Raw genomic sequence first — 24,704 nt, 5'->3', positions numbered from 1 at the left:
CCGAACACCGCCGCACGTCGTGCTGCCCCGGGCAGCGAGGAGGGAAGACCAACGGTGGTCGACAGCATCCCGGTACGCGCCGAGCGCGTCCGTCCCGCAGCGCCCACGCTCGAGGAGGTCGCCGAGCGTGCGGGCGTGTCCCGGTCGACCGCCTCGCGCGCGATCAACGGCGGGCTGCGCGTCTCGCCCGAGGCGCTCGCGGCCGTCGCGGCCGCCGTCGCCGACCTCGGCTACACCCCCAACCGCGCCGCACGGTCCCTCGTGACCCGTCGCACGGACTCGATCGCCCTGGTGGTGCCCGAGCCCGACGAGCGCGTGCTCTCCGACCCCTTCTTCGCCGGCACCCTCAACGGGCTGAGCACGGCGTTCGCGGACTCCGACATCCAGGTGGTGCTGGTCATCGCCCGCCCCGGCGAGAGCGACCGCACGATCAGGTACCTGCGCAACGGGCACGTCGACGGCGCGATCGTCGTCTCGCACCACCGGGACGACGCGCTCGACCAGGCGCTGCTCACGTCCCGCGTGCCGAACGTGTTCGTCGGCCGACCGCTGTCCGCGCCCGACGACGACGTCCAGTACGTCGACACCGACAACGCCGAGGGCGGGCGACTGGCCACGCAGCACCTCGTGGACCGCGGCTGCCGGCACATCGCGACGGTCGCCGGGCCGCAGGACATGTCCGCCGGCATCGACCGTCTGCTGGGGTGGCGCCGCGCGATGAGCGACGCTGGCCTCGACGACTCCGCGGTCGTGCAGGGCGACTTCACGATCTCCTCCGGGGCGGACGCCACCCGCGCGCTGATCGCCGCGCACCCGGAGACGGACGGCATCTTCGTCGCGTCCGACCTCATGGCCGCCGGGGCGCTGCGCGCGCTGACCGAGCTCGGCAAGGACGTCCCCGGCGACATCGCGGTCGTCGGCTACGACAACCTGGGCGTCTCCGCGTCCACGACACCCCCGCTGACGACCGTGATCCAGCCCGTGGTCGCCATGGCCCGTGCCGCCGGTGCGCGCCTGCTCGACCAGCTCAACGGCGCCCCGCCGAGCGCCCCGCAGATCTTCGCCCCCGAGCTCGTGGTGCGCTCGTCCGCCTGACCAGGACGTCCACCGACCGGGGCGGGTGCGCCCGCGCGTCCCGCCCGTCGGGACCGGGACGTCCGAGCGACGCCGATCGGGGCGCGCGCGCGTCGATCGCGTGCCAGGGTGGACGCCATGCCCGACGTGGACCCCGACGCCCCGCTGCTCACCGCCCAGGCCCAGCTCGCCCGGGCCGTCGAGATCCTCGGCTACGACGCCGGGCTGCACGAGGTCCTCGCGACCCCGCGGCGCGAGATGCGCGTCGCGGTGCCGCTGCGGCGCGACGGCGGCGGCGTCGAGGTCTTCACCGGCTACCGCGTGCAGCACAACATCAGCCGCGGGCCCGGCAAGGGCGGCCTGCGGTACGCGCCGGGCGTCGACATCGACGAGGTCCGCGCGCTCGCCATGTGGATGACGTGGAAGTGCGCGGTCGTCGACGTGCCGTACGGCGGCGCGAAGGGTGGCGTGACCATCGACCCCCACGCGTACTCGCCGGCCGAGCTGGAGCGGGTCACGCGCCGGTACACCAGCGAGATCTCGTCGATGATCGGGCCGGAGAAGGACATCATGGCCCCCGACATCGGGACCGACGAGCGCACGATGGCCTGGGTGATGGACACCTACTCCGTGAACCAGGGCTTCACCATCCCCGCCGTGACGACCGGCAAGCCCCTGGCCGTGGGCGGGTCGCTGGGACGCCCGACCGCGACGTCGCAGGGTGTCGTGCACGCCGCCCGGGCCACCCTCGCCGACGCGGGCGTCGAGCTCTCCGAGGTCACGGCCGCGGTGCAGGGGTTCGGGAAGGTCGGCTCGCACGCCACCCGGCTGCTGCACGAGGCCGGCACGCGCGTGGTCGCGGTCAGCGACGAGCGCGGAGGCGTGCACCGCGCCGACGGCCTCGACGTGCCCGCGCTGCTGGAGCACGTGAGCCGCACGGGGTCGGTCGTGGGGTTCGGCGACGCGGACGCGGTCGACAACGCCGCGCTGCTGGCCCTCGACGTCGACGTGCTGGTGCCCGCGGCGGTGGAGGGCGTCCTCGACGCGGACAGCGCGGCACGCGTCAAGGCCCGGTGGGTCGTCGAGGGTGCCAACGGCCCGACGACGACCGAGGGCGACCGGGTGCTCGCCGACCGGGGCGTGGTCGTGGTTCCGGACATCCTCGCGAACGCCGGCGGCGTGGTCGTCAGCTACTTCGAGTGGGTGCAGGCCAACCAGGCGTACTGGTGGACCGCGCAGGAGATCGCGGAGCGCCTGGAGCAGCGGATGCTCGCCTCGTACCGCGCGGTCAGCGAGCTGGCGCGGGCCGAGCAGGTGAGCCTGCGCGAGGCGGCCCTGACGATCGGCGTGCGACGCGTCGCCGAGGCGCACCTGATCCGCGGCCTGTACCCCTGACGGTCCCGTGAGGCCACGCCTGCGCGTCAGCGCAGCGCGTGCCCCGCTCCTCCGGACGTCCCGGTGCCGGGCGGTGCGGGCCGCAGCAGGAGCGTCGTCCCGTCCGTGGCGCGCAGCGCGAGCCCGTCGTCGGTCGGCTCGAGGGTGCCGCCCGCGGTGAGCGCCGCGACGAGGGCGACCTCGCTGCGCGTGACGTCGTCCGGCCCGGCCATCATCGTCTGGACGACCGGGCCCACCGTCAGGCGACCACCGTCGAGCGACCAGGTGCTGCGCACCCGGTTCACGCCGGCGTGGCCGAAGAGCACCCCGTCGCCGTCGAACGTGAGCCACGGGTGCCCGTGCGGCCCGTGCGCAGGCGGGACCGCCCCGGCGACCTCGACGACGGCCCACGTCCCGGCGGGCGACGGACCGCCCCCTGCCGGCCGCTCGTCGTACGGCCGGGCGGTCGGGTCCTCGGCGGGACGCTGGGGGTGCACGTCGTCGGGCATGCCCCGATCATCCCCCGGCGGCGCCCGGGTCGCAGGGCGTCAGGCGCGCGGCAGGGTCGCGGCCCACGCCTCGAGGGTCGTCCGTGGGCCGGTGTAGAAGGGCAGCTCCTCGCGCACGTGCAGGCGGGCCTTCGTGTTCCGCAGCTCGCGCATGAGGTCGACGATCCGGTGCAGCTCGGGCGCCTCGAACGCCAGGATCCACTCGTAGTCGCCGAGCGCGAACGACGCGACGGTGTTGGCGCGCACGTCGGCGTAGTCACGGGCGGCGTGCCCGTGCTCGACGAGCATCTCCCGACGCTCCGCCTCGGGCAGCACGTACCAGTCGTACGACCGGACGAAGGGGTAGACGCAGATGTAGTCCCCGGCGGGCTCCCCGGCGAGGAACGCCGGCACGTGCCCGCGGTTGAACTCCGCCGGGCGGTGCAGGCCGACGACCGACCACACGGGCGTCAGGTGCGCACCGAGCCCGCTGGCCCGCAGGCGCTGGTACGCGCCCTGGACCTGCTCGACCGTCTCTGCGTGCCACCACACCATGAGGTCGGCGTCCGCCCGCAGCCCCGAGACGTCGTACCAGCCGCGCACCACCAGGCCCGGGTCCGACGTGACGGCCGCCAGGGCGTCGGCGACGGCCGCGTCACGCGCGTCGTCGTCGGCGGGCAGCGGCTGCGCGAGGGCGAGGACCGTCCACATCGTGTAGCGGACGGTCGCGTTCAGCGCCTCGGCGTCGGGCGTGGTCACAGCGGGCTCCTTCGGTGGGGTCGGGCGCACGTGGCGTCCCGGGTGGGGCGGGTGCGTCAGGACGCGGGGTCGGCCGAGCACGCGGCCAGGACGCCGGAGTCGACGCCGGCGCGCTGGCGGCAGCACCCGGGGGCGCAGACCGACCGGAACGGCGGCAGGTCGCCGACGGTCGCGCCGCGGACCGGCTCGGCACCGGCGTCGAGGGCGCGACGGGTCGCAGCGCGCTCCAGCAGCAGGTCGACCAGGCCCCGCACGAACGGCTCCCGGGTGCCGACCGTCCCGGCCCGCACCGCGTGGACGCCGAGCTCGGCCGCCGTCGCCATCGCCTCGGTGTCGAGGTCGAAGGCCACCTCCATGTGGTCGGAGACGAAGCCGATCGGCGCCATCACGACCGACGTGGTGCCGGCGGCGTGCAGGGCCCGCAGGTGGTCGTTGACATCCGGCTCGAGCCACGGCTGGTGGGGCGGGCCGGAGCGGGAGCAGTACACGAGGTCCCACTCCAGCGGCCGGCCGAGGCGACGCGTGGCCGCGGCGGCGATCGAGCGCGCCACGTCCAGGTGCTGGGCGCGGTAGGAGGCTCCGGCGACCTGCGAGGCCTCCTCCATCGTGTCGGGGATCGAGTGCGTGACGAACAGCAGCCGGGGCCAGTCCGCGGCGGGGTCCACCTGCCCGTAGGCCTCGACGACGGCGTCGGTGCCGGCCTCGACGAACCCCGGGTGGTTGAAGTAGGAGCGCACCTTGTCGATCTCGAGCGGGTGCTCCCCGGGTGCGCTGCCGACCTGGGCACCGACCTCCTCGAGGGACGACCAGAAGTGCTCGCGGTACTGGCGGCAGCCCGAGTAGGAGGAGTACGCGCTGGTGACGAGCGCGAGCACGCGGCGGGCCCCGTCGGCGTGCGCCTGCGCGAGCGCGTCGGCGGTGTACGGCTCCCAGTTGCGGTTGCCCCACAGCACGGGCACGTCGATCCCGCGTCGGGCCAGCTCGTCGACCAGGGCCGCCCGCAGGGCGAGGTTCTGTCCGTTGATCGGGCTGGCACCGCCGAAGTGGTGGTAGTGCTCGGCGACCACGGCCAGGCGCTCGTCCGGGATGCCCTTGCCCGCGGTCACGTTGCGGAGGAACGGCATCACGTCGTCGTGACCGTTCGGTCCGCCGAACGAGGCGAGCAGGACGGCGTCGTACGGGGCGAGCGCGTCGGCGGTGGCGGTGGTCGTGGTGGGGGGCGTCACGGACACCCGACGATCATCGCACCGCTGGCGCGTACCGGCCGACCGGAGCACGCACCCCGCCGCAGTGACGTTGACCCGACGCCGTGTCATCTCCCTCCCGGACGCCTGACCAGCACCGACGCGCCCCGGCGTGCGACCGGTCCGCACCCGCCCTACCGTCGAGACGCCCCCTGACCGCCCCCTGACAGCCCCCTGCGAGGACGTGCAGACGATGACCAAGGACCGCCCGTGAGCGGCCGCGGCCGGCACGCCGCCCCCGAGCTCGCGCACCGGTACGTGCTGGGCCCGCGCCTCGGCGAGGGCGGCTCCGCACAGGTGTTCCGCGGCGTCGACACCCGCCTGGACCGCCCCGTCGCGGTGAAGATCTTCCGGCTCGACGACGCCACGCCGGAGCAGGTGCGCCGCTACGCCCAGGAGGCGCGGGTGCTCGCCGAGCTCACGCACCCGACGCTGGTCGCGCTGCTCGACGTGGGTGCCGACGTCCTCGACGGCACCGGCCCGGTGGCGTTCCTCGTCATGGAGCTCGTCGAGGGCCGGACGCTGCGCGAGCTGCTCGCCGAGGGCCCGACCGACGCCGCGACGGCAGCCGACATCGGCCGGCAGGTCGCGCAGGGCCTCGGGCACGCGCACGCGGCCGGTGTGGTGCACCGCGACGTCAAGCCGTCGAACGTGCTCGTCTCGTCCCGCACCGCCCCGTCGGGCCACCGGGACGCGCCGCGCGTGCCCGTGGTGGTCGCCGACTTCGGCATCGCCGCGTCGCACGGCGGGACCGCGAGCGCCAGCGCGACCGCGTCGTACCAGTCCCCCGAGCAGGCGCTCGGGCTGGACATCGGCCCGGGCAGCGACGTCTACTCCCTCGGCCTGGTGCTCCTCGAGTGCCTCACGGGCGACCGGGCCTACCCCGGCGACCCGATCAGCACGTCCGTGGCGCGCCTGCTGCACGGGCCGCAGGTGCCGCCGTCGGTCGACCCCGACTGGGCGCGCCTGCTGCGGGCCATGACCCGGCAGGACCCGGCGCAGCGCCCGCGCATGCGGGCGGTCGAGGCCGAGCTGCGCGCGCTGCGGCTGGCCGCACCCGCGCCCGCCTGACGGCGGCGGGCACGGCCGGGGCCCGCGTCAGACGCGGGCGGGCGTCGCCGGCGTCGCCGCGAGCAGGTCCAGCTCCTCGCCGATCTGCGTCGCCCACGTCGCGACCGCCGCCATGTCGCGGTGGTCGCCCTCCTTGGCGCGTCCGCCGGCGATGATGGCGCGCTCGGCGAACGTCAGCGCCGCACGGTCCAGCCGCCCGCGGAACGAGCGGTGCCCGCGGGCGCCGATCCGTTCGCGCAGCGCGGCGATCTCGAGCGGGGAGTTCGCCGAGTTGGCGGGCTGGGTGGCCAGGCCGGACGAGAAGATCCACACCGGCCGGGCGCGCAGCTCGTCGGCGAACGCGTCGGCGAGGTGCCGGGCGGCCGGCAGCCAGTGCGCGACGTACACCGCGGAGCCGAGCAGCACGGCGTCGTACCCGTCGAGCGACGGGACGTCTTCGGGCGCGCGCTGGTCCACGACGTGGCCACGGCCGGCGAGCACCCCGGCCATCACCTCGCCGATCTCCCAGGTCCCCTGGTGGCGCGAGGCCACGGCGAGCAGGATCCGCATCCGTCCCCTCCTCGGTGTGCGATCGGTGGCCGCCGCGGGTGCGACGTCTCACCATCGTCGCCGTCACCCGTCCGGCAGGGGTGGGCCCGAGGTCCTGAGGTGCCGCAGGTCACCGACCGGCCGGGCCCGGCAGGAGGTGGGGTCGGTCAGCCGGCGCGCCCGGGCGCCGCCACGGGGTCGACCAGGTGCGGCTGGGCGGCCCGCAGCTTGTCGCACAGCCGGCGCAGCGTGGTCAGCTCGTCGGCGTCGAGCGCGCCGCCCACGAGGTGGTCGATGGAGCGCACGTGCCGGCGGCCGATCTCGCGCTGCGCGGCCCGGCCCGCGTCCGTCAGCCGGACGGCCCGTCCGCGCCGGTCCCCCGCCACGGGCGCGCGCGTCACCAGCCCGGCCGCCTCGAGCCGGTCGACGAGCCGGGACAGGCTCGGCTGGGTGAGCAGGCTGCCCTCGCCGAGGTCGCGCGGGCGCAGCGTGCCCTCCGGGGCACGGGCGAGCGTGAACAGCACGTCGTACTCCTGGATGCTCAGCTCGCCCCAGACGTCGTCGGCCTGGAACCGGCGCATGAGCGCGACCTGGGCGCGGAACAGGGACTCCCACGCCTCGGCGGCCAGCCGCACGTCGGCCCGCGGCTGCGCCGTCCGGTCGTCCGCGACGCCGTCGTCGACCATCGCCCGTCCCCCCCCGCCCGTGCCGGTGCCCGTCGGCCGGTCGCGCACGGGGACCGGTCCACCCGCGCCGGCCGCCCCGGCTCGCGCTGCATCATGCCACCGCCGCAGGTCGCAGGCCCGTCGCCCGGCGCCGCGCGGGCCCCGGCGTCTACGCTGGCCGGATGAGCGACGCCGCGCCCCCGGGGACCGGGACGACCTACCTGCTCGTCGACGGGGAGAACATCGACGCCACGCTCGGCTCGTCGATCCTCGGCGGCCGGCCCACGCCCGAGCAGCGGCCGCGCTGGGAGCGGGTGCTGAGCTTCGCGCAGAGCACGTGGGGGCAGCCGGTCAAGGCGCTGTTCTTCCTCAACGCGTCCAACGGCACGCTGCCGATGTCGTTCGTGCAGGCGCTCACGGCCATCGGGTTCGTGCCGATCCCGCTGTCGGGCGAGTCGTACGAGAAGGTCGTCGACATCGGCATCAAGCGCACGCTCGAGGCGATCGCGCTGCGCGACGGCGACGTGCTGCTGGCCAGCCACGACGGCGACTTCGCCCCCGAGGTCGAGCAGCTCGTCGACGGCGGCCGGCGGGTCGGGCTCATGGCGTTCCGGGAGTTCACCAGCCAGCAGCTCGCGCAGCTGACGTCCCGCGGCCTGAGCGTGTTCGACCTGGAGACGGACGTCGCGGCGTTCAACGTGCAGCTGCCGCGGCTGCGGATCATCCCGCTCGAGGAGTTCGACCCCGTCCGCTACCTCTGACGCCCGCCGGGCCCACCGGCACCGGGCTGCACGCTCCAGGGCGCGCAGCCCGGTGCCGGTCCACGGTCAGCCGCCGAAGCCGGCGGCCAGCGTCTCGTCGATGATGTCGCGGACCTGGTCGGCGTGCTCGCCGTCCAGGAGCGCGACGCCGTGCGCGGACCCGCTCAGCTCGACGTAGGCGTCGGGGTCGTCGAGCGGGGCGACCTGCATGCTCTGCGCGGCCGGCACGTCGCCGTCGTCCGCGGAGGCGACCACGACGATCGGACCGGTGTACCCGTGCGACGCGGCCGTCGCGTCGAGGTCGCCGAAGGCGGCGGGCGGGCTGAGCGCGACGACGGCGGCGGCGTCGAGGTCCTGCGCGAGGGCCGCCGACCAGGCCCCGCCCATCGACGCGCCGACGAGCGCGACGTCCTGGGCGCCGGCGGCCCGCAGGACGTCGACGGCGCCGCGCACGGACTCCTCCGCAGCACCGCCCCAGGTGAACGTGGCCACGAGGTAGCCCTGGGACGCGAGCCGGACCAGCTCGTCGGCCCACTGGCACACGTCGCCGCCGTCCTGCGGCGACAGGACGACGCCGCGGGTGCCCGAGCCCGCCCACGCCACGTGCGTGGCGGCGAGGTCCTCGCCGACGTCGGCGGCGGCGACGCCCTCCGCGAGGCAGGCGTCGGGGTCGGTCGGGGTGAGCTCGACGGGCGCGGCCGCGAGCGTGGTGGTCGCGCTCGTGGGCACGGCCTCGGGATCGGGCGGGGTGTCGGAGGAGCAGGCGGTGAGCGCCGCCAGCGCGAGCACGGCGGCGAGGGCGCCGACGGCGGGCCGGGCGCGACGGGTGGGCGCTGACGTGGTCCGCGCGGCGGAGGGGGCGGGTGTGGTGGAGGGGAGCACACCCGTTTCCTACCGGTTCGCGGCGTCCGGCAACCACCCCGGTCCACGACCTAAACGATTCAGCACCCGGCCGGCGCCGCCCGGGCGCTCCGCGACCACCGGCGTCCTGCGGCAGTAGCGTGGGCCCATGACCACGCTGTTCACGCGCATCATCGACGGCGAGATCCCCGGGCGCTTCGTCTGGTCGGACGACCGGGCCGTCGCGTTCACCACCATCGCGCCCATCACCGACGGGCACACGCTGGTCGTGCCGCGCGCCGAGGTCGACCAGCTCACCGACGCCCCCGACGACCTGCTCGCGCACCTGGTGGTCGTGGCCAAGACCGTCGGCCGGGCCCAGCAGGCCGCGTGGGACGCACCGCGTGCGGCGCTGCTCGTCGCCGGGTTCGAGGTGCCGCACCTGCACCTGCACGTGCTGCCCGCGTGGGACGAGTCCAGCCTCACGTTCGCCAACGCCCGCGCCGACGTGCCGGCCGCGGACCTCGACGCCGCGGCAGAGCGGCTGCGGGACGCGCTGCGGGCCGCGGGGCACGGCGCGCACGTCCCCGCCACGGCGGGCTCCCCCGACCTGTGACGGCGCCGACCGCAGCGCACCGGGTGACCCGGTGAGCACCGCCCGCCCGACGTCGACGCGCGCCCGCATGGCCACGCTCGCCCCGCCCGTGCGGGCGTTCCTGGCCACCGAGGCGGGCAGCGCCGTCGTGCTGCTCGCCGCGACCGTGCTGGCCCTGGCCTGGGCGAACTCGCCCTGGCGCGACGCCTACACCGCCCTGTGGCACACCCCCGCGGGGGTGGCGGTCGGCCCGTGGGCCCTGGAGCTGGACCTGCAGCACTGGGTGAACGACGCCGCGATGGCCGTGTTCTTCGCGGTCGTGGGCCTGGAGATCAACCGGGAGCTGACGCGCGGCGAGCTGCGCGACCCGCGGGCCGTGGCCGTGCCGGCGCTCGGTGCGCTCGGCGGCCTGCTCGTCCCCGTGCTGGTGTTCGTCGCGTTCAACGCCGGCACCGACGCCGTCCACGGCTGGGGCGTCGTCATGTCGACCGACACGGCGTTCCTCGTCGGGGTGCTCGCGCTGTTCGGCCCGCGCTGCCCCGACCGCCTGCGGCTCTTCCTGCTGACGCTGGCCATCGTCGACGACATCGGCGCGATCACGGCGATGGCGGTCTTCTACACCGACGAGGTCGACGTCGTCGCGCTCGCCGTGGCCGGGGTCCTCGTGCTCGCCCTCGTCGGGCTGCGGGTCCGCGGGGTGTGGCAGCTCGCGCCGTACGTGCTGGTGGGGCTCGCGCTGTGGGCGGCGGTCCTCGCCTCGGGCGTGCACGCGACCATCGCCGGGGTCCTCGTCGGGCTGCTCGTGCCCACGGCGGTGCCGCACGAGCGGCGGCGGGACGCGGTCGCTCTGCACGCGCGGCGCTTCCTGCAGGACGCGAGCGCCGACCGCGAGCGCGACGCCGAGCGTGCGGGCCGGGCGGCCGTGCCGACGGGCGACCGGCTGCAGCGGGCCCTGCACCCGTGGAGCGCGTACGTCGTCGTCCCGCTGTTCGGCCTCGCGAACGCCGGGGTGCGCCTGGACCCGGCGACGCTGGCCGAGGCGGCGTCGTCGCGCCTGACGATCGGCGTGGCGGTCGCGCTCGTCGTGGGCAACGCGGTCGGGATCACGGGTGCTGCGACGCTGGCGCTGCGCCTGGGGCTGGGCGACCTGCCCGGGCGGGTGCGGTGGGGGCACCTGCTGGGCGGGGCGGTGCTGGCGGGCATCGGGTTCACGATCTCGTTGTTCATCGCCCAGCTGGCGTTCGACGACCCGGTGCTGCTGGAGCAGGCGAAGATCGGGGTGCTCGCGGGCTCCCTGGTCGCCGCGGTCGCGGGGTCGCTGCTGCTGCGGTGGCTGGGTGAGCGGCTGCCGCTGTGCTCGCCGCCGCAGGTGCCCGCGGAGCTGCCGCCCCTGCCCTGGCGTCCGCCGGCCTGAGGGCCCGGCTCGTCGGGAGCAGCGGGGACGACCAGGTCGTCAGGCGGGCCCTCAGACGATGGGGTCGTCGGCTCCCCACGTCGCCAGGCGGAGCGTGCGGGCGTCGGCGTCGACGATCGCGGCGGCGTGCTCGCGCAGGGACGCGACGGTGTCGACGCCCGCGCGCACGAACCGGCCCGACAGGTCGTCGAGATCGCCGGCGGCGAACCCCAGCGCGAGGGCGGCGACGTCGGCCGGGTCGGTCCACGCGGTGCGCCCGGCGTGCACGGGCATGGCGGCGGTCATGGCGGTGGCGACGACGCCGGGCGCGAGGTCGAGCACGCGGATGCCGGCGTCGCGGTACTGGTGGTCGAGCTGGGTGGTGAACCGGGCGAGCGCGCCCTTGCTGATCGTGTACCCCGTGTAGGTGGGCTGGGCGCGGTGTCCGGAGCCGGAGTTCACGTTGAGCACGCGGCCGGACCCGCGGGCGAGCATGCCGGGCAGCACGGCGTGGGTGACCAGCAGGGGGCCGCGGACGTTCGTCTCGACGACGCGCCAGACGTCCTCCACGTCCGCCGCGGCGAAGGGCAGCTCCTCGTCCTCGATCACGCCGGCGTTGTTGACGAGCAGGCCGATGCCGCCGGCCAGTCCCGTCTCGACGTGCGTGACGGCCGCGGCGACCGCGGCGGCGTCGACGAGATCGGCGGCGGCGACGACCGCGTGCCCGTCGTCCTCGCGGATCTGCTCCGCGACGTCGTCGAGGTGGCTGCGGGTGCGCCCGACGAGTCCGACGGCCCACCCGGCGCGCGCGAGCGCGAGGGCGAGCTCGCGGCCGATGCCGCGACCGGCGCCGGTGACGAGCGCGGTGCGGGGCACGGCGGGGCCGGGGGCGGCGTCGCGCGGGGCTGCGGTGCGGGCGGCGGGGGTGCTCACTCCCCCATCCTGCCGCCTCGCGGGCGCAGGTCCGCGCCGGCGGTCCCCGGGCACCACGCCGGTCAGACCGCGTCGACGACGGCCCGCAGGCCGTCGAGGGTGGGACGGCCGCGCTGGCGGACGCCGTCGACGAAGACGACGGGGGTGCCGTGCACGTCGTGCGCGAGGCCCTCGGCGTAGTCCGCCTGCACCCGCGGCGCCCACTGCTGGGCACCGTCGCCGACGACGTCGTCGGGGTCGAGGCCGAGCTCGGTCGCATAGGCGCGCAGGTCGGCCTCGGTGAGCCGGTCCTGACGCGCCAGCAGGAGCTCCTGCATGGGCCAGAACAGCCCGTGGGCGCCGGCGGCCTCCGCGGCGAGCGCGGCCGCGAGCGCGTGCGGGTGCACCTGGAACAGGGGGAAGTGCCGCCACACGAGGCGGACCCGGCCGTCGGACTCCTCCACGAGGCGGCGCAGCACGGGTGCCGCCTCGGCGCAGTACGGGCACTCGAGGTCGCCGAACTCCACGACCGTCACGGGTGCGTCCGGGTCGCCCAGGACGTGGGGGTGCTCGCCGGTCACAGCCGCCACCGCGCGCGCATCGGGGGGCTCGCGGTGCCGGCGCCGGCGGCGATGCCCTCGACCAGCTCGGCGAGGGCCTCGTGGCCCGTCCGGGCGGGCTGCCACCCGAGGCTGCGTCCGGCGCGCGCCGTGCTCAGCACGGGCACCCCGAGCGCCATGTCGAACCAGCCGGGGCCGACGGGCACGGCGCGGACCCGCCAGGCGGCGGACAGCGCGAGCCGGGCGGCGCGGGCGGGGACGTCACGGACCCGGCCCTGCGACACCACGGCGGCGACGTCGTGCCCGTGCAGCACCTGGGGCGCGGCGACGTTGAAGGCGCCGGGGACCTGCCGGACGACGGCCTCGCGGAACGCCTCGGCGAGGTCGTCGGCGTGCACGACCTGCAGCCGCAGGCCCGTCGGCCACGGCAGCACCGGCACCTTGCCGGCGAGCACGGGTGTCGGCACGAAGGGGCCGAGGAAGTACCGCGCGATCTCGTGGCCCGCGTCGCGCTGGAAGACCAGGGCGGGGCGCAGCCGGGTGACGACGAGCGACGGGTGGTCGGCCTCGACGCGGTCGAGGAGCTGCTCGACGGAGACCTTGTCGACGCTGTACGTGCTGGTCCGGGTGCCGCCCGTGGGCAGGTCCTCGTCGCGGGGGTCGTCGTCGGCGACGGGCGAGTACGCGCCGACGGAGGACGCGACGACCAGGTGCGGGACGCCGGCACGCACGGCGGCCTGCGCCACGCGGCGGGTGCCGACGACGTTCGTGGACCGCAGCGTGGCACGGTCGTGGCTCGGCTGGATCGCCCAGGCGAGGTGGACGACGGCGTCGGCGCCGGCGAAGGTGCGGGCCAGGGCGGCGACGGTCGGCGCGTCGTCGTCCCCGGCCCCGACGTCGCACGCGACCCAGTCGGCCACGTCGTACGGGGGCGGCGGCGTGCGTGCGGGCACCCGCCGGGCGACGCCCGTGACGGACGTGATCGTGGTGTCCGCGGCGATCCGCCGCAGCAGGGCGGTGCCCACGTTGCCGCTGGCTCCGACGACGACGACCCGCACGGTGCCTCCTCCTCGCGTCCCGGCCGGGACGTCTCGTGGGTGCCGAGTCTGCTCCCTGCGCGGCGTCCCGGCACGTCACGCGCCGGGACGCCGCACGCGGACCCGTCAGGCCGCGGGGTCGAGGACGACCTTGACGCAGCCGTCGGACTTGCGCTGGAACATGTCGTACGCGGCGGGCGCCTGCTCGAGCGGCACCCGGTGCGTGCGCAGGTCCAGCACGCCGAGCGGGTCCGCGTCGTCGGTGACGAGCGGCAGCAGCTCGTCCGTCCACCGCCGCACGTTGGCCTGGCCGAAGCGGAACGTCAGCTGCCGGTCGAACACGTCCATCATCGGGAACGGGTCGACGGCACCGCCGTAGACGCCCACCACGGAGACCGTCCCGCCGCGGCGGGCCGCGCCGATGGCCGTCTGCATCGCGGCCATGCGGTCGACGCCGGCCTTCTCCATGAACTTCTGCGCGAGCGCGTCGGGCAGCAGCCCGGCGACCTTCTGCCCGGCGGCGAAGACGGGTGACCCGTGGGCCTCCATGCCGACGGCCTCGACGACCCCGTCGGCGCCGCGCCCCTGGGTCAGGTCCTTGACGGCGGCCACGACGTCGTCGGTGGCGGCGGCGTCGATCGTCTCGACGCCGTGCCGCTGCGCCATGGCGAGGCGCTCGGGCACGCCGTCGATCCCGACGACCCGCCCGGCGCCGCGGTGGCGGGCGATGCGCGCGGCCATCTGCCCGATCGGCCCGAGCCCCACGACGACGACGGTGCCGCCCGGGGGCACGTCGGCGTTGACGACGGCCTGCCACGCGGTCGGGAGCACGTCCGACAGGTACAGGTACGCCTCGTCGGGGCGACCGTCCGCGGGGACGACGACGGGCCCGTACTGCGCCTGGGGCACGCGCAGGTACTGGGCCTGCCCGCCGGGGACGCTGCCGTACAGCGACGTGTACCCGAACAGCGCTGCGCCCTTGCCCTGCTCGCGGACCTGCGTCGTCTCGCACTGGGACTGCAGCCCGCGGGTGCACATGAAGCACGTGCCGCACGCGATGCCGAACGGGACGACCACGCGGTCGCCCACGCTCAGCCGCCCCGCGGCCTGCGGGCCGACCTCCTCGACGACGCCCATCGTCTCGTGGCCCAGCACGTCGCCGGGCTTCAGGTACGGCCCGAGGACCGAGTACAGGTGCAGGTCGGAGCCGCAGATCGCCGTCGACGTCACGCGGACCACCGCGTCCGTCGGCTCCTCGATGCGGGGGTCGGGCACGTCCTCGACCGCCACCTGCTCACGTCCCTGCCACGTCAGTGCACGCACGTCGTCATCACCTCGTCCTGGGGGGAGGGCCTGCGGCCACCGGCCGCGGCGGGGTGCCGCCCGCTTCTCGACGAGCACCGGTCGTGCCCCTCCACCGTCGCACCGCACGGCCGGTACCGCACCCGCTCGGAGGCGCAGCCGCCCGGCCGGACCGGACCGTGGCGTGGCGCGGCGCCGACCACAGGGCGAGAAGAGTTCCGGCCTCATGCCCGGACGGAGGACGACCGATGCGACCGGCATGACGCACCTCAGGTCATGGCTCGACGACCTCCATCTCCGCCTGCTCGTGCGGTGGGAGCGGCGGCGACCGCCGCTGCCGTACTCCGACAGGATCGACCGCGAGATCGTCGTGCCCCGGGACCGCGCCGGCCGGCCCGGGTACCGGTTCGCCGCCGCGGGGCCGTCGCGCCCCGTCCGGGAGCGTTCCACGCGCGGGGCGACCACCGACTTCGTCGTACGGGTCGGGGCGGCGAGCTATGTGATGGGCACGTGCGCCCGGCCGGGCGACGCTGCGGAAGGGCTGCTCGCCCTGTCGCAGGAGTCGCTCGACCACGTCCTGTCCGGCAGCCACGGGCTGCGGGCCCGGCAGCTGGCCGCCCCCTACGCCACGAGCCTGGCGGGCGCCCCCGCGTCGGCCTTCCAGATCGAGGTGGAGAGCTCTCCGCGCCGGCACGTGCACACCGACACGATCGTGTCGTACGACGGCTGGCTGCTCACCGTGGGGGTGTTCGACGCGCCGGCGGACCAGCCGACGTCGACGGCTCTCGTCGAGGCCCTCCTCGCGAGCTGGACGTGGCTCCCTGCGGGGGCGCGCTGAGCCGGCTGCGCCCGGGGGGCACCGCACCGGGCAGACGTCCGGAGGCGGCCGTCACACCGCACCGCCGAAGGCGTGCAGCGCGGCGAAGCCGACGCATCCTGCGGCCAGCGCGGGCGCGAGCCAGCGCAGGACGGCGCGGGTCTGCGGGCCCCGGCGGGTGAGCAGGACCGCGGCGAGCAGGCCGACGACCGCGAACGTGACCGCGTCGTCGACGTAGCCGAGCACGTAGCCGTAGGAGACGAGCGCCTCGGCGAGCCAGGCGGCGACGAGCAGCGCGGCGCCGAGCCCTCGCTCCCGGCCGTGGACGGCGCCGGACCCGGTGGCGGCCGGCTCGCCGCTGCGCCACCACGACCAGCCGGCGGCACCCGCGACGGCTCCACCGACCAGGGCGCACACCAGCCAGAAGCCGACCGTCCCGGGGTTGACGCCGAAGCCGCGGGCCGCGGCCGTGGCGTAGTAGCCGACGACCTGCAGCGCGCACGCCAGGACGCCGAGCACGGCGCCCCAGCGGCGGGCGGGGCCGAGGACGCCGACGAGGAACGGTGCGACGAGCCACGGCGTGACGGCGTTCGCCAGCCCGGCGACGGGGCCGGGCAGCACGGTCTGCGCGAACGACGTCACGACACCGGCGAGGAGCCCGGCGGTGGCGGCGAGCACCACGGTGCGTGCGGTGCCCCGGCGCGGTGCGACGGTCGCGGGGGCGGCGGGGGCGCGGAGCGCGGGAGTCGACACGCGCCGAGCATGGCGGGGCGCCCGGCGGCCGCGCGTCGGCCGGCGGGTGGGGCGCCGCCGTGGGCCGTCAGCCCCGGGGTGGAGCCGGGGTCAGCCCGGCGTCGCGGCGGCCAGGCCCGCCAGGGTCGTCACGGTGCGCCAGTTGCGGGCCGTCCCGCGCCCCCGCGTGGCACGGGTCACCGCGACCGCGAGCGCGGAGCGCCCCATGCCGTGCGGCAGGTGCAGGTAGAGCTCACGGTCGCCGACGGCGAACTCCTCGGGCGCGTAGGGGGCGAGGTCGAGCGCGGGGGCGGTGGCCGGCTCCGCGCCGGGCAGGAAGACGACGTGGTGGTGGGTGGGGTCGTCGTCGCGGTCGAGGAAGGGGTTGGCGGCGACGACCGCGTCGAGCTGGGCGCGGGTGCGCACCACCACGTCGGGCGCGGCGGGGAACGCCTGCGCGCACGCCTCGCGCAGGCGTGCGGCGACGTCGGCCGGGTCGGGGTCGGGCGAGGTGAGGACGACGTTGCCGCTGGTGACGTAGGTGCGCACGTCGCCGTAGCCGCACGCGTGCACGACCGCCCGCAGCTCGGCCATCGGCACGCGGGACGCGCCGCCCACGTTGACGCCCCGCAGGAGGGCGACCATCACCGTGCCGGCGGGGCCCGGTGCGCCACCGGCGTGCGGCGCCGCCATCAGAAGAGCACCGTCGTGCCCGAGGCCACGGCCGCCTCGAGGTCGAGCAGGGCACGCTTGCGCCCGATCCCCGCCGCGAAGCCCGTGAGCGTGCCGTCGGCGCCGATGACGCGGTGGCACGGCACGACGACCGCGACGGGGTTGGCGCCGTTCGCGGCCCCGACGGCGCGCGACGTGGTGCGCGGGTCGAGGCCCAGGGCGGCCGCGAGCGCCCCGTAGGTGGTGGTGGTGCCGTAGGGGATGCGCCGCAGCCCGTCCCACACCAGGCGCTGGAACGCGGTGCCGGCGGGGTGGAGGGGCACCGTGAAGTCGCGGCGCTCCCCGGCGAAGTACTCGTCGAGCTCACGGGCGGCGTGCGCGAGGGCCGCGTGCTCGTGCGGCTCGACGCGTCCGCCGAGGGCGTCGTCGGCGGCGGACCCGTCGGCCCGGGGCAGCCGCACGTGCGTCACCGCCCCGTCGGCCACGTCCTGCGCCGCCACCACCACCGGGCCCATCGGCGAGCCGACCACCACGTGCACGTGCTCCATGCGTCCCATCCTCACCCTCGCCCCCGACACCGCCGTCCCGTGCACCCGGCAGACGCCGCACGCCGTGCGGGTGTGAGGTGCGGTGGCGGACAGGTCCTGACCGCCACCGGTGCCAGGGTGGGGTCATGACCGGACCCTCGGCGCGGATCCTCGCGCTGCTGCAGCTGCTGCAGCAGCACCGCGACTGGCCGGGCGACGTGCTCGCCCGGCGTCTGGACGTGAGCCCCCGCACCGTGCGGCGCGACGTCGACCGGCTGCGCGAGCTCGGGTACCCGGTGCACGCCACCAAGGGGCCGGACGGCGGCTACCGGCTCGAGGCGGGTGCGCACATGCCGCCGCTGCTGCTCGACGACGAGCAGGTGGTGGCCCTGACGATCGCGCTGCAGACGGCCGCGACGGGTGTCGCCGGGGTCGACGAGGCCGCGGCCCGCGCGCTGCAGACGCTCCGGCAGGTCATGCCGTCCCGGCTGCGGGCGGCGGCGGACGCGCTCGCCGTGACGGTGGTGGCGCGCGCGGACGACCGGGAGACCCCGGTCGTCGCCGGGGACGTCCTGCTGGCCGTCGGCACCGCCGTGCGCGAGCGGGTCGTGCTCCGGTTCGACCACGACGGCGGCCGCGGACCCGTGCTGGGCACGGGCGAGGCGGCGTTCCGGCCGCCGCGCCGCGCCGAAGCGCACCACCTGGTGCGGTGGGGCGGACGCTGGTACCTCGTCGGGTTCGACCTCGACCGGGACGACTGGCGGCTGTTCCGGGTGGACCGGATGACGCCGCGCGGGACCGCGGGTCGTCGCGTGCCCGCCCGCGCGGTGCCCGGCGGGGACGTCGCCGCGTTCGTCGCGGGACGGCTCGGGCGGCGTCCCGACGCGGCGTGCCGGGGCGAGGTGGTCCTGGAGATGCCCGCGGCGACCGCGGCACGGTGGTCGGCGCGCGACACCGAGGTGGAGGCGCTCGGACCGGACCGGAGCCGGGTCGTCGTCGGCGCGTGGTCGTGGGACGGCCTGGCGGCGGTGCTCACGATGTACGGCGTGCCGTTCGTCGTCGTCGGGCCCGAGGAGCTGCGGGACGCGGTGGTGCGGCTGGCGGCGCGGCTCTCCGCCGCCGCGCCGCCCGCGGGCTGAGGCAGCGGCGTGCGGGCCGCGGCGTCACTCGCCCCGGCCGCGGACGGGGTCGTCCTCGCCGCGCCCGTCGGCGTGCTGCGCGGGCGGGACGTCGCGCGCGGCCGTGCCCGCAGGCTCGTCGGCCGGTCCGTCGGCAGGGTCCGGCTCGTCCTGCCGGTGCGCGGCGTGCTCCCGCTCGTCGATGACCTCCTGCCCCGGCCCGCTGAAGGCCTGCGACCGCGCGACGGCGTCGGTGCTCCCGGTGAAGAGCCGGTCGGCCGGCTGCGGCGCCGGGCGCTCGGGCACCACCTCGGACGGTCGGCCGTCGTGCTCCAGCCGCGTGCGGGGCAGACCCTCCGGCGCCTCGCGCTGGAGCCACGCGACGAGGCCCTCACGCACGTGACAGCGCAGGTCGAACAGGGTCGGGGCGTCGACGGCGCTGGCCAGCGCGCGGACGCGGACCACGCCGCCGACCGCGTCGGTCACCTGGAGGATGCCGACGCGCTCGTCCCACAGGTCGGTGGCCGCGAGCAGGCGGGCGAGCTCGGCACGCATCGCGTCGACCGGGACACGCCAGTCGACGTCGATCTCGACGGTGCCGAGCAGCTCGGCCGCGCGCCGGGTCCAGTTCTGGAACGGCGTCGTCGTGAAGTACGTGGAGGGGAGGATGAGCCGCCGGTCGTCCCACACGTGCACCACGACGTACGTCAGGGTGATCTCCTCGATCCGCCCCCACTCCCCCTCGACGACGACGACGTCGTCGACACGGATCGCGTCGGTGAAGGCCAGCTGGATGCCGGCGAACATGTTCGCCAGCGAGCTCTGGGCGGCCAGGCCGGCGACGATCGACAGGAGCCCGGCGGACGCGAAGAGGCTGGCCCCGAGGGCCCGGGCGCCGGGGAACGTCAGCAGCACGGCCGAGATCGCGACGAGGACGAGCACCGCGACGGTGAGGCGGCGCAGCACCTGCACCTGGGTGCGCATGCGGCGCGCGTGCCGGTTGTCCTTGACGTCGACCCGGTACCGGGCGAGCGCGAGGTCCTCGAGCACGAAGGCCAACGACCCGACCAGCCAGGTCAGCGTGATGATGAGGGCGATGAGGGCGACGTGCTCGAGCGCCGGGCGCCACACCTCGTCGGCGGACGTGCTGAGCCGGGCGGCGACCCACACGGCGACGACCACGAGCACGGCCCGCAGCGGGCGGCGCGAGCGCCGCGACAGCTCGGCGGCGACCGTCGAGCGGCGTGCGACGCGGCGCACGACGGCACCGATGACGGCCGCCGCCACGTACGCGACGGCCACGGCGGCGAGCGCGGCGAGGACCAGCAGCAGGACGTCGCCGACGTCGCGCGCTGCGGCGACGAGGACCTCGCCGTCGGTCGGCGAGGGCGTCGGCACGGCGGCGGGCTCGGCACGGAGGGGGACGGTGGTGGCCACGGAGGGAGTGGTCATCCGTCCAGGCTAGGCAGAGGCCCGCGGACCGGCACCAGGGGAAGCGGTCCGGACGCCGTGAGCGTGCTCACCCTCGACGCGGCGCGTGCCCGGCCGCGCTGGCGGGGACGCTGGTGGTGGGACGGGTGCAGCGGTGGGAGCGACCGGTCCCGCCCCCGTCGGACGGGGGCGGGACCCGGCGCAAGAGGCGTCTCGCCGGCACGAGGCGTGGCGCACTCCCTGGACCCTCCCGGGCCGGCCGGCTCTCGCCGGACCTTGGTGCGGCCGGTCACGGGAGCTGCACGTCCCCGCGATCGGCTGTGTCGAGTGTGGCACCGTTCGTCACGTCTGGCATGTCGAACGTGTGACCAGTACGTCACATGGCCTTGACGTTCTCTCGACCGAACGTCGCTGAACCGTCAAAGATCAGCCCGATCGCCGCGGCCCGCAACCGCGGGTGAAAACCCGTACGGTCGACGGATGACGACGCCGCACCTGCCGCGCGACGCCGGGACCGCGCCCGTGCGGCCGTCACCCGTCACGGTGACGCGGGTCACCCCGGTGGACGCACGCGCCGTGCTGGTCTCGTTCGGCGCCCGAGCCGTGCCGGGCGTCGAGGACGTCGCGCTGGACGCGGCACCGGCCGACGACGACCCGACGCCGGGTGCGGCCGGCAGCCCGGCCGCAGACGCCGCGGGCACCGTGCGCCGGCTGGTCGACCTCGGTGGCGGGCCGACGCCCGTGACGGTGCGCGTGACCACCGACGGCGTGAGCGCGACCGCCGACGCCCCGCCCGCGGCCACCGGGGCGCTGCTCGACCGGTGGCTCGGCCTCGGCGACGACCTGGCGGCGGCGCACGCGCACCTGGGGCGGGACCGGCGCCTCGCGCCCCTGCTGCGGTCCCGGCCGCACCTGCGGGTGCTCGGGCACCCGGACGGGTTCGAGGCCGCCGTGCAGGCGGTGCTCACCCAGCAGGTGACCCTGGCCGCGGGACGCACGTGCGGCGGTCGGCTCGCGACCGCGTACGGCACGCCGGGACCGGACGGGCTGCTCGCCTACCCGGCGCCGGACGCGCTCGCCGCCGTCGACCCCGTCGCGCTCCAGGCGGTGCTGCGGGTCCCGCACGCGCGGGCCCGCGCGGTGCACGCCCTCGCCACGGCGTGCGCCGACGGGCTCGTGCTCGCGCCCGGCGCGGACCTCGCGCAGGTGCGCGCGCGGCTGCTGGCCCTCCCGGGGATCGGCCCGTGGACCGCCGACGTCGTGGCGCTGCGGGCGCTGGGCGACCGGGACGCGTTCCCCGGCGGCGACCTCGTGCTGCGCCGGGTGCTCGACCTGCCCGACCCGAAGGCCGTCGCCGCCGTCGCCGGACCGTGGTCGCCGTACCGTGCCGTCGCGGCGACGCACCTGTGGGCCGCGGCCGGGTACGCGGACTGACATCCAGGTCACGGCGCGGTCTCGGCCGCGCGTCAGGACGGGCGCCAGGTCACGGCCAGGTCACCGTGACGGGGTGATCCGGTGCCGTTCCGGTCACGATCGCGCCAACCGTCGACGTCACGGGCCCGAGGTGCCTACCGTGGCCAGGTATGACGAGGACCACGCGCACCGTCCCCCCCGACCGCCCCCGAGGCCGCTGCGCGACTCGCCCCGCCCGCACGGGGCGGCACGCCACCGGCCGGCCGCGCCCGGCGGCGACGGCACGTGCTGGCGGGCGCCACCGCCGCGGTGCTCGTCGCCCTGCTCGCCGCGTGCAGCGGCGGGGGCGACGACGCGGGCGCGTCGTCCGTGGAGATGGCCCGGCAGGACGTCGCCGAGGAGATGGACGGCGTGGCGGCGGACGAGGGCGGCGACACGTCCTCGAGCGGCGAGGACGACCGGCAGGTCGTGCAGACCGGCGACGTGTACGTGGCCGTGGCGGACCCGCACGAGGCCGTGCGGCAGGTCGTCGCCCTGGTCGAGCGCGTCGAGGGCCGCGTCGACGACCGGTACGAGCGGGCCGGCACCGAGGACGACCCCGGCAGCGCACGCCTGACGATCCGGGTGCCGGCCGGCACGGTCGACGAGGTCACGGCCGAGCTGGACCGGATCGGCGTGGTGGAGGAGCTGACGATCAGCCGGGAGGACGTCACGGCGGCCGCCGAGGACCTCGACGCACGCATCTCGGCCACCGAGGTGTCGGTGGCCCGCATGGAGGACCTGCTGTCGCGGGCGCGCACCAACGCCGACGTGATCGCCGCCGAGGAGGCCCTGACGCAGCGGCAGTCGAACCTCGAGCAGCTGCGCTCGGAGCGGGCCCGCGTGGCCGACCGGGTGGCGCTGTCGACGCTGCACGTGGAGCTGTACCCGCCGGCGGGCACACCCGTCGCGCAGGCCGGGCCGCGCACGTTCCTCGACGGGCTGGGGTCGGGCTGGGCCGGGCTGGTGGGGGCCGCGCGCGCGACGCTCGTGGTCGTCGGCGTCCTGCTGCCCTGGGCCGCGGCCGTCGCCCTCGTCGTCGTCCCGGTGGTGCTCGTGCGGCGCTCCCGGCGCCGGCGCGCCGCGGCCGCCGCACCGGCCCCTGCGGCACCCGTCGGCGACCCTGCCTGACGCCCGGGACCACGCCGGCCGACCGGGGCCGCACGACACGCCGGTGCCGGGCACGCCGGACCCGGCCCCGGCCCGGCCGAAGGTCCCACGACGAACGGGGTCGAGCAGCCGTAACGTCCAGGTCAAGAGCACGCCGCGCCCGGGGACGACCTCCGCGTGCGCGACGACGCTCGGCCGGGCCGCCCACGCACCCGCCCACCGCGAGGGCGCACGCACCCGGTCGCACCTGCGACGAAGGAGCTGCCGTGAGCGTCACCGTCCCCGAGAGCCTGCTCGACGTCTCGTTGCCCCCCGAGGTGCGCGCCGCGCTCGAGAAGTGCCCGCGCATCATCGTGCCCGCCACGCGGGCCGAGCTGTACGAGCTGTGCCTCGGGCCCGACGGCGGCCCCGTGTTCACCGTCGAGTACGAGGTCGACGGCCGCATGGTGCCGGAGGCGACCGTGACGCGCTGCCGCAACGGGCTCGCCGTGAACTACCCCGAGGACTACATGCGCCGGCGCGACCCGGACTGCATGCGGATCGCCGACGACCTGCCGACCGACAAGCCCCGCTACCGCGACGTGTTCGGCACCGGGTTCGACGACACGCGCCAGGAGACCCTGGACTGGCTGGCCACCCAGGAGCTCGTCGTCGTGCCGTTCAAGGCCGGCGGCCCCGTGCACGGCTACCCGTCGCTGGCCGTCGTGCCCGTGAGCTCGGCGTTCTTCGCGCTCACCCTCGTGGACCTGCAGGGCTGGGTGACGTTCGACGAGATCGGGCCGTTCACGCCGCGGTCGGTCCTGTACTGCGCCCCGCCGTTCCGGCACACGCACTTCGAGGGCCGCCAGGTCGTCGTGCACAACCGCTCGACGACCCTGCACGAGGTGTGGGCGTACAACCTGTACCCGGGCCCCAGCGCCAAGAAGGGCGTGTTCTCGGTGCTGCTCGACATCGGCGAGCAGGAGGGCTGGCTCACGGCCCACGCCTCGAGCGTGCGCGTGACCACGCCGTACGAGAACGAGACCGTGATCATGCACGAGGGCGCCTCGGGCGGCGGCAAGTCCGAGATGTGCCAGGAGATCCGCCGCGAGGACGACGGGCGCATCCTCGTCGGCACCAACGTGGTCCGCGACGAGCCGTACCACATCCTCCTCGGCGAGACGTCGGCGCTGGCCCCCGTCACGGACGACATGACGCTGTGCCACCCGTCCATCCAGAAGGGCACCCGCAAGCTGGTCGTGGCCGACGCCGAGGCCGGCTGGTTCGTCCGCGTCGACAACATGACGAGCTACGGCGAGGACCCCGCGTTCGAGCGGGCCGTCATCGACCCCGACCAGCCGCTGGTGTTCCTCTCGATCGACGGCGTCGCCGACGCCACCGCACTGCCCTGGGAGCACACGCTCGACTCCAACGGCAAGCGGTGCCCGAACCCGCGGGTGGTCATCCCCCGCGGCTCGGTGAAGAACGTCATCAGCGAGCCCAAGGAGGTCGACGTCCGCACGTTCGGCGTCCGGATGCCGCTGTGCACGCGGGAGAACCCGAGCTACGGGATCATGGGCATGATGCACGTCATCCCGCCGTCGCTGGCGTGGGTGTGGCGGCTCATCGCGCCGCGCGGGGACAAGAACCCCTCGATCGGCGAGAGCAAGGAGGTCAAGAAGGCCCTCAAGCACGGCGGCATGGTCGCCGAGGGCGTCGGCTCCTACTGGCCCTTCTCCACCGGCACCAAGGTCGCCGCGGCGAACCTGCTGCTGCACCAGCTCGTCGAGAACGACCGCACCCGGTACGTGCTCACGCCCAACCAGCACATCGGCGCGTACAAGGTGGGCTTCTCCGCCGAGTGGCTGACCCGGGAGTACCTGGCGCGGCGCGGCGGCGGTCGGATCCTGCCCGAGCAGCTCACGCCCGCGCGGTGCTCGCTGTTCGGGTACCGGCCCAAGGAGATCAAGCTCGACGGGCAGCAGATCCGCCCGACGCTGCTGCAGCCCGAGTACCAGTCGCAGGTGGGCCTCGAGGCCTATGACGCCGGCTGCGCCATCCTCACGGGGTTCTTCAAGTCCGAGCTCGAGCAGTTCCTCACCGACGACCTCGACCCGCTGGGCCGCCGGATCATCGAGACCGTCATGGCCGACGGCACGATCGACGACTACGTGGCCCTCACACCGCTGTACGTGTGACGCCCTGACCTGCGCCGCCCGTGCCGTGCGGGCGACGCGACCCGCGTCCGGGCCACCCGCCCGGC

At 76.2% G+C, this 24,704-nt stretch carries 25 protein-coding genes; 11 read left to right on the top strand and 14 right to left on the bottom strand.

Annotation, left to right across the window (positions count from 1 at the left end; genetic code table 11):
• Window positions 1–54: 54 nt before the first annotated feature.
• Both FBY24_RS13545 and FBY24_RS13540 read left to right on the top strand, forming a co-directional pair.
• Window positions 55–1,095 carry a LacI family DNA-binding transcriptional regulator gene (locus tag FBY24_RS13545; RefSeq protein ID WP_142161346.1) on the top strand — a complete coding sequence of 347 codons (1,041 nt, stop codon included), beginning with the start codon at window positions 55–57 and terminating at the stop codon, window positions 1,093–1,095.
• Between the two features lie 117 nt (window positions 1,096–1,212).
• Window positions 1,213–2,469, top strand: coding sequence for a Glu/Leu/Phe/Val dehydrogenase (locus FBY24_RS13540; RefSeq protein ID WP_142161344.1), 1,257 nt, complete (start codon window positions 1,213–1,215; stop codon window positions 2,467–2,469).
• 26 nt (window positions 2,470–2,495) lie between these two features.
• Here FBY24_RS13540 and FBY24_RS13535 read toward each other — a convergent pair whose 3' ends face one another.
• Genes FBY24_RS13535 through FBY24_RS13525 form a run of 3 tightly spaced genes read right to left on the bottom strand, consistent with a single transcriptional unit; the run spans window position 2,496 to window position 4,927 of the window.
• A complete protein-coding gene (locus FBY24_RS13535; RefSeq protein WP_142161342.1) occupies window positions 2,496–2,957 on the bottom strand; it encodes an META domain-containing protein in 462 nt (153 codons plus the stop codon).
• A gap of 39 nt (window positions 2,958–2,996) precedes the next feature.
• Window positions 2,997–3,695, bottom strand: a complete 699-nt coding sequence (hemQ, locus tag FBY24_RS13530; RefSeq protein ID WP_370510991.1) for a hydrogen peroxide-dependent heme synthase — start codon at window positions 3,693–3,695, stop codon at window positions 2,997–2,999.
• A gap of 56 nt (window positions 3,696–3,751) precedes the next feature.
• On the bottom strand, window positions 3,752–4,927 hold the full coding sequence (locus FBY24_RS13525; protein WP_255432393.1) for a ferrochelatase: 1,176 nt from the start codon (window positions 4,925–4,927) through the stop codon (window positions 3,752–3,754).
• Between the two features lie 222 nt (window positions 4,928–5,149).
• Between FBY24_RS13525 and FBY24_RS13520 the strand changes: the two genes are divergently transcribed.
• Window positions 5,150–6,010, top strand: a complete 861-nt coding sequence (locus FBY24_RS13520) for a serine/threonine-protein kinase (protein ID WP_142161338.1) — start codon at window positions 5,150–5,152, stop codon at window positions 6,008–6,010.
• A gap of 27 nt (window positions 6,011–6,037) precedes the next feature.
• Here FBY24_RS13520 and FBY24_RS13515 read toward each other — a convergent pair whose 3' ends face one another.
• Window positions 6,038–6,559 carry a flavodoxin domain-containing protein gene (locus tag FBY24_RS13515; RefSeq protein WP_142161336.1) on the bottom strand — a complete coding sequence of 174 codons (522 nt, stop codon included), beginning with the start codon at window positions 6,557–6,559 and terminating at the stop codon, window positions 6,038–6,040.
• Window positions 6,560–6,705: 146 nt separating this feature from the next.
• Window positions 6,706–7,224, bottom strand: coding sequence for a MarR family winged helix-turn-helix transcriptional regulator (locus FBY24_RS13510; RefSeq protein ID WP_142161334.1), 519 nt, complete (start codon window positions 7,222–7,224; stop codon window positions 6,706–6,708).
• Window positions 7,225–7,385: 161 nt separating this feature from the next.
• Here FBY24_RS13510 and FBY24_RS13505 point away from each other — a divergent pair, with 161 nt between their 5' ends.
• Complete coding sequence (locus FBY24_RS13505; RefSeq protein WP_142161332.1) at window positions 7,386–7,964, top strand: NYN domain-containing protein; 579 nt, start codon at window positions 7,386–7,388, stop codon at window positions 7,962–7,964.
• A gap of 66 nt (window positions 7,965–8,030) precedes the next feature.
• Here FBY24_RS13505 and FBY24_RS13500 read toward each other — a convergent pair whose 3' ends face one another.
• The gene (locus tag FBY24_RS13500) at window positions 8,031–8,846 is read right to left on the bottom strand and encodes a S9 family peptidase (protein ID WP_142161330.1); all 816 of its coding nucleotides are present in this window, start codon (window positions 8,844–8,846) and stop codon (window positions 8,031–8,033) included.
• Window positions 8,847–8,973: 127 nt separating this feature from the next.
• On the opposite strand from FBY24_RS13500, the gene FBY24_RS13495 reads away from it, so the two are divergent.
• Window positions 8,974–9,420 carry an HIT family protein gene (locus FBY24_RS13495; protein ID WP_142161328.1) on the top strand — a complete coding sequence of 149 codons (447 nt, stop codon included), beginning with the start codon at window positions 8,974–8,976 and terminating at the stop codon, window positions 9,418–9,420.
• A 67-nt stretch (window positions 9,421–9,487) separates the two neighbouring features.
• Window positions 9,488–10,813, top strand: coding sequence for a Na+/H+ antiporter NhaA (gene nhaA / locus FBY24_RS13490; RefSeq protein ID WP_142163544.1), 1,326 nt, complete (start codon window positions 9,488–9,490; stop codon window positions 10,811–10,813).
• 51 nt (window positions 10,814–10,864) lie between these two features.
• On the opposite strand, the gene FBY24_RS13485 is transcribed toward nhaA, so the two are convergent.
• The 4 genes from FBY24_RS13485 to FBY24_RS13470 all read right to left on the bottom strand — a co-directional run bounded on the left by FBY24_RS13485 (window position 10,865) and on the right by FBY24_RS13470 (window position 14,624).
• On the bottom strand, window positions 10,865–11,725 hold the full coding sequence (locus FBY24_RS13485) for an SDR family oxidoreductase (protein ID WP_142161326.1): 861 nt from the start codon (window positions 11,723–11,725) through the stop codon (window positions 10,865–10,867).
• A 62-nt stretch (window positions 11,726–11,787) separates the two neighbouring features.
• Window positions 11,788–12,285, bottom strand: coding sequence for a thioredoxin domain-containing protein (locus tag FBY24_RS13480; RefSeq protein ID WP_255432391.1), 498 nt, complete (start codon window positions 12,283–12,285; stop codon window positions 11,788–11,790).
• Window positions 12,282–13,322: an NAD-dependent epimerase/dehydratase family protein gene (locus FBY24_RS13475; protein WP_142161322.1), complete on the bottom strand. Its 1,041-nt coding sequence runs from the start codon at window positions 13,320–13,322 to the stop codon at window positions 12,282–12,284. The genes FBY24_RS13480 and FBY24_RS13475 overlap by 4 nt, the downstream gene beginning before the upstream one ends.
• A 105-nt stretch (window positions 13,323–13,427) precedes the next feature.
• Window positions 13,428–14,624 (bottom strand): alcohol dehydrogenase catalytic domain-containing protein, encoded by a 1,197-nt coding sequence (locus FBY24_RS13470; RefSeq protein ID WP_142161320.1) that lies wholly within the window; start codon window positions 14,622–14,624, stop codon window positions 13,428–13,430.
• 238 nt (window positions 14,625–14,862) lie between these two features.
• On the opposite strand from FBY24_RS13470, the gene FBY24_RS13465 reads away from it, so the two are divergent.
• Window positions 14,863–15,441, top strand: coding sequence for a hypothetical protein (locus FBY24_RS13465; RefSeq protein ID WP_142161318.1), 579 nt, complete (start codon window positions 14,863–14,865; stop codon window positions 15,439–15,441).
• A gap of 51 nt (window positions 15,442–15,492) precedes the next feature.
• Here FBY24_RS13465 and FBY24_RS13460 read toward each other — a convergent pair whose 3' ends face one another.
• The 3 genes from FBY24_RS13460 to FBY24_RS13450 form a co-directional block, all read right to left on the bottom strand.
• Window positions 15,493–16,173, bottom strand: a complete 681-nt coding sequence (locus FBY24_RS13460; RefSeq protein ID WP_142161316.1) for a DUF6518 family protein — start codon at window positions 16,171–16,173, stop codon at window positions 15,493–15,495.
• A 90-nt stretch (window positions 16,174–16,263) separates the two neighbouring features.
• The gene (locus tag FBY24_RS13455; RefSeq protein ID WP_222117250.1) at window positions 16,264–16,845 is read right to left on the bottom strand and encodes a DUF1697 domain-containing protein; all 582 of its coding nucleotides are present in this window, start codon (window positions 16,843–16,845) and stop codon (window positions 16,264–16,266) included.
• Window positions 16,845–17,372 carry a methylated-DNA--[protein]-cysteine S-methyltransferase gene (locus tag FBY24_RS13450; RefSeq protein ID WP_142161314.1) on the bottom strand — a complete coding sequence of 176 codons (528 nt, stop codon included), beginning with the start codon at window positions 17,370–17,372 and terminating at the stop codon, window positions 16,845–16,847. Before FBY24_RS13450 ends, FBY24_RS13455 begins: the two co-directional genes overlap by 1 nt.
• Window positions 17,373–17,497: 125 nt before the next feature.
• Here FBY24_RS13450 and FBY24_RS13445 point away from each other — a divergent pair, with 125 nt between their 5' ends.
• Window positions 17,498–18,490: a YafY family protein gene (locus FBY24_RS13445; protein WP_142161312.1), complete on the top strand. Its 993-nt coding sequence runs from the start codon at window positions 17,498–17,500 to the stop codon at window positions 18,488–18,490.
• 24 nt (window positions 18,491–18,514) lie between these two features.
• On the opposite strand, the gene FBY24_RS13440 is transcribed toward FBY24_RS13445, so the two are convergent.
• Window positions 18,515–19,921 carry a mechanosensitive ion channel family protein gene (locus tag FBY24_RS13440; RefSeq protein ID WP_142161310.1) on the bottom strand — a complete coding sequence of 469 codons (1,407 nt, stop codon included), beginning with the start codon at window positions 19,919–19,921 and terminating at the stop codon, window positions 18,515–18,517.
• A gap of 459 nt (window positions 19,922–20,380) precedes the next feature.
• Here FBY24_RS13440 and FBY24_RS13435 point away from each other — a divergent pair, with 459 nt between their 5' ends.
• The 3 genes from FBY24_RS13435 to FBY24_RS13425 all read left to right on the top strand — a co-directional run bounded on the left by FBY24_RS13435 (window position 20,381) and on the right by FBY24_RS13425 (window position 24,639).
• Window positions 20,381–21,334, top strand: a complete 954-nt coding sequence (locus tag FBY24_RS13435; protein ID WP_142161308.1) for a DNA-3-methyladenine glycosylase — start codon at window positions 20,381–20,383, stop codon at window positions 21,332–21,334.
• 264 nt (window positions 21,335–21,598) lie between these two features.
• On the top strand, window positions 21,599–22,483 hold the full coding sequence (locus tag FBY24_RS13430; protein WP_142161306.1) for a DUF4349 domain-containing protein: 885 nt from the start codon (window positions 21,599–21,601) through the stop codon (window positions 22,481–22,483).
• 245 nt (window positions 22,484–22,728) lie between these two features.
• A complete protein-coding gene (locus tag FBY24_RS13425; protein WP_142161304.1) occupies window positions 22,729–24,639 on the top strand; it encodes a DUF4914 family protein in 1,911 nt (636 codons plus the stop codon).
• The last annotated feature ends 65 nt before the right edge of the window (window positions 24,640–24,704 follow it).

Source organism: Cellulomonas sp. SLBN-39 (assembly GCF_006715865.1).
Classification (GTDB): domain Bacteria; phylum Actinomycetota; class Actinomycetes; order Actinomycetales; family Cellulomonadaceae; genus Cellulomonas.
The sequence above is the reverse complement of the archived record's forward strand: the minus strand, read 5'-3'. Positions and strand labels throughout refer to the sequence as shown.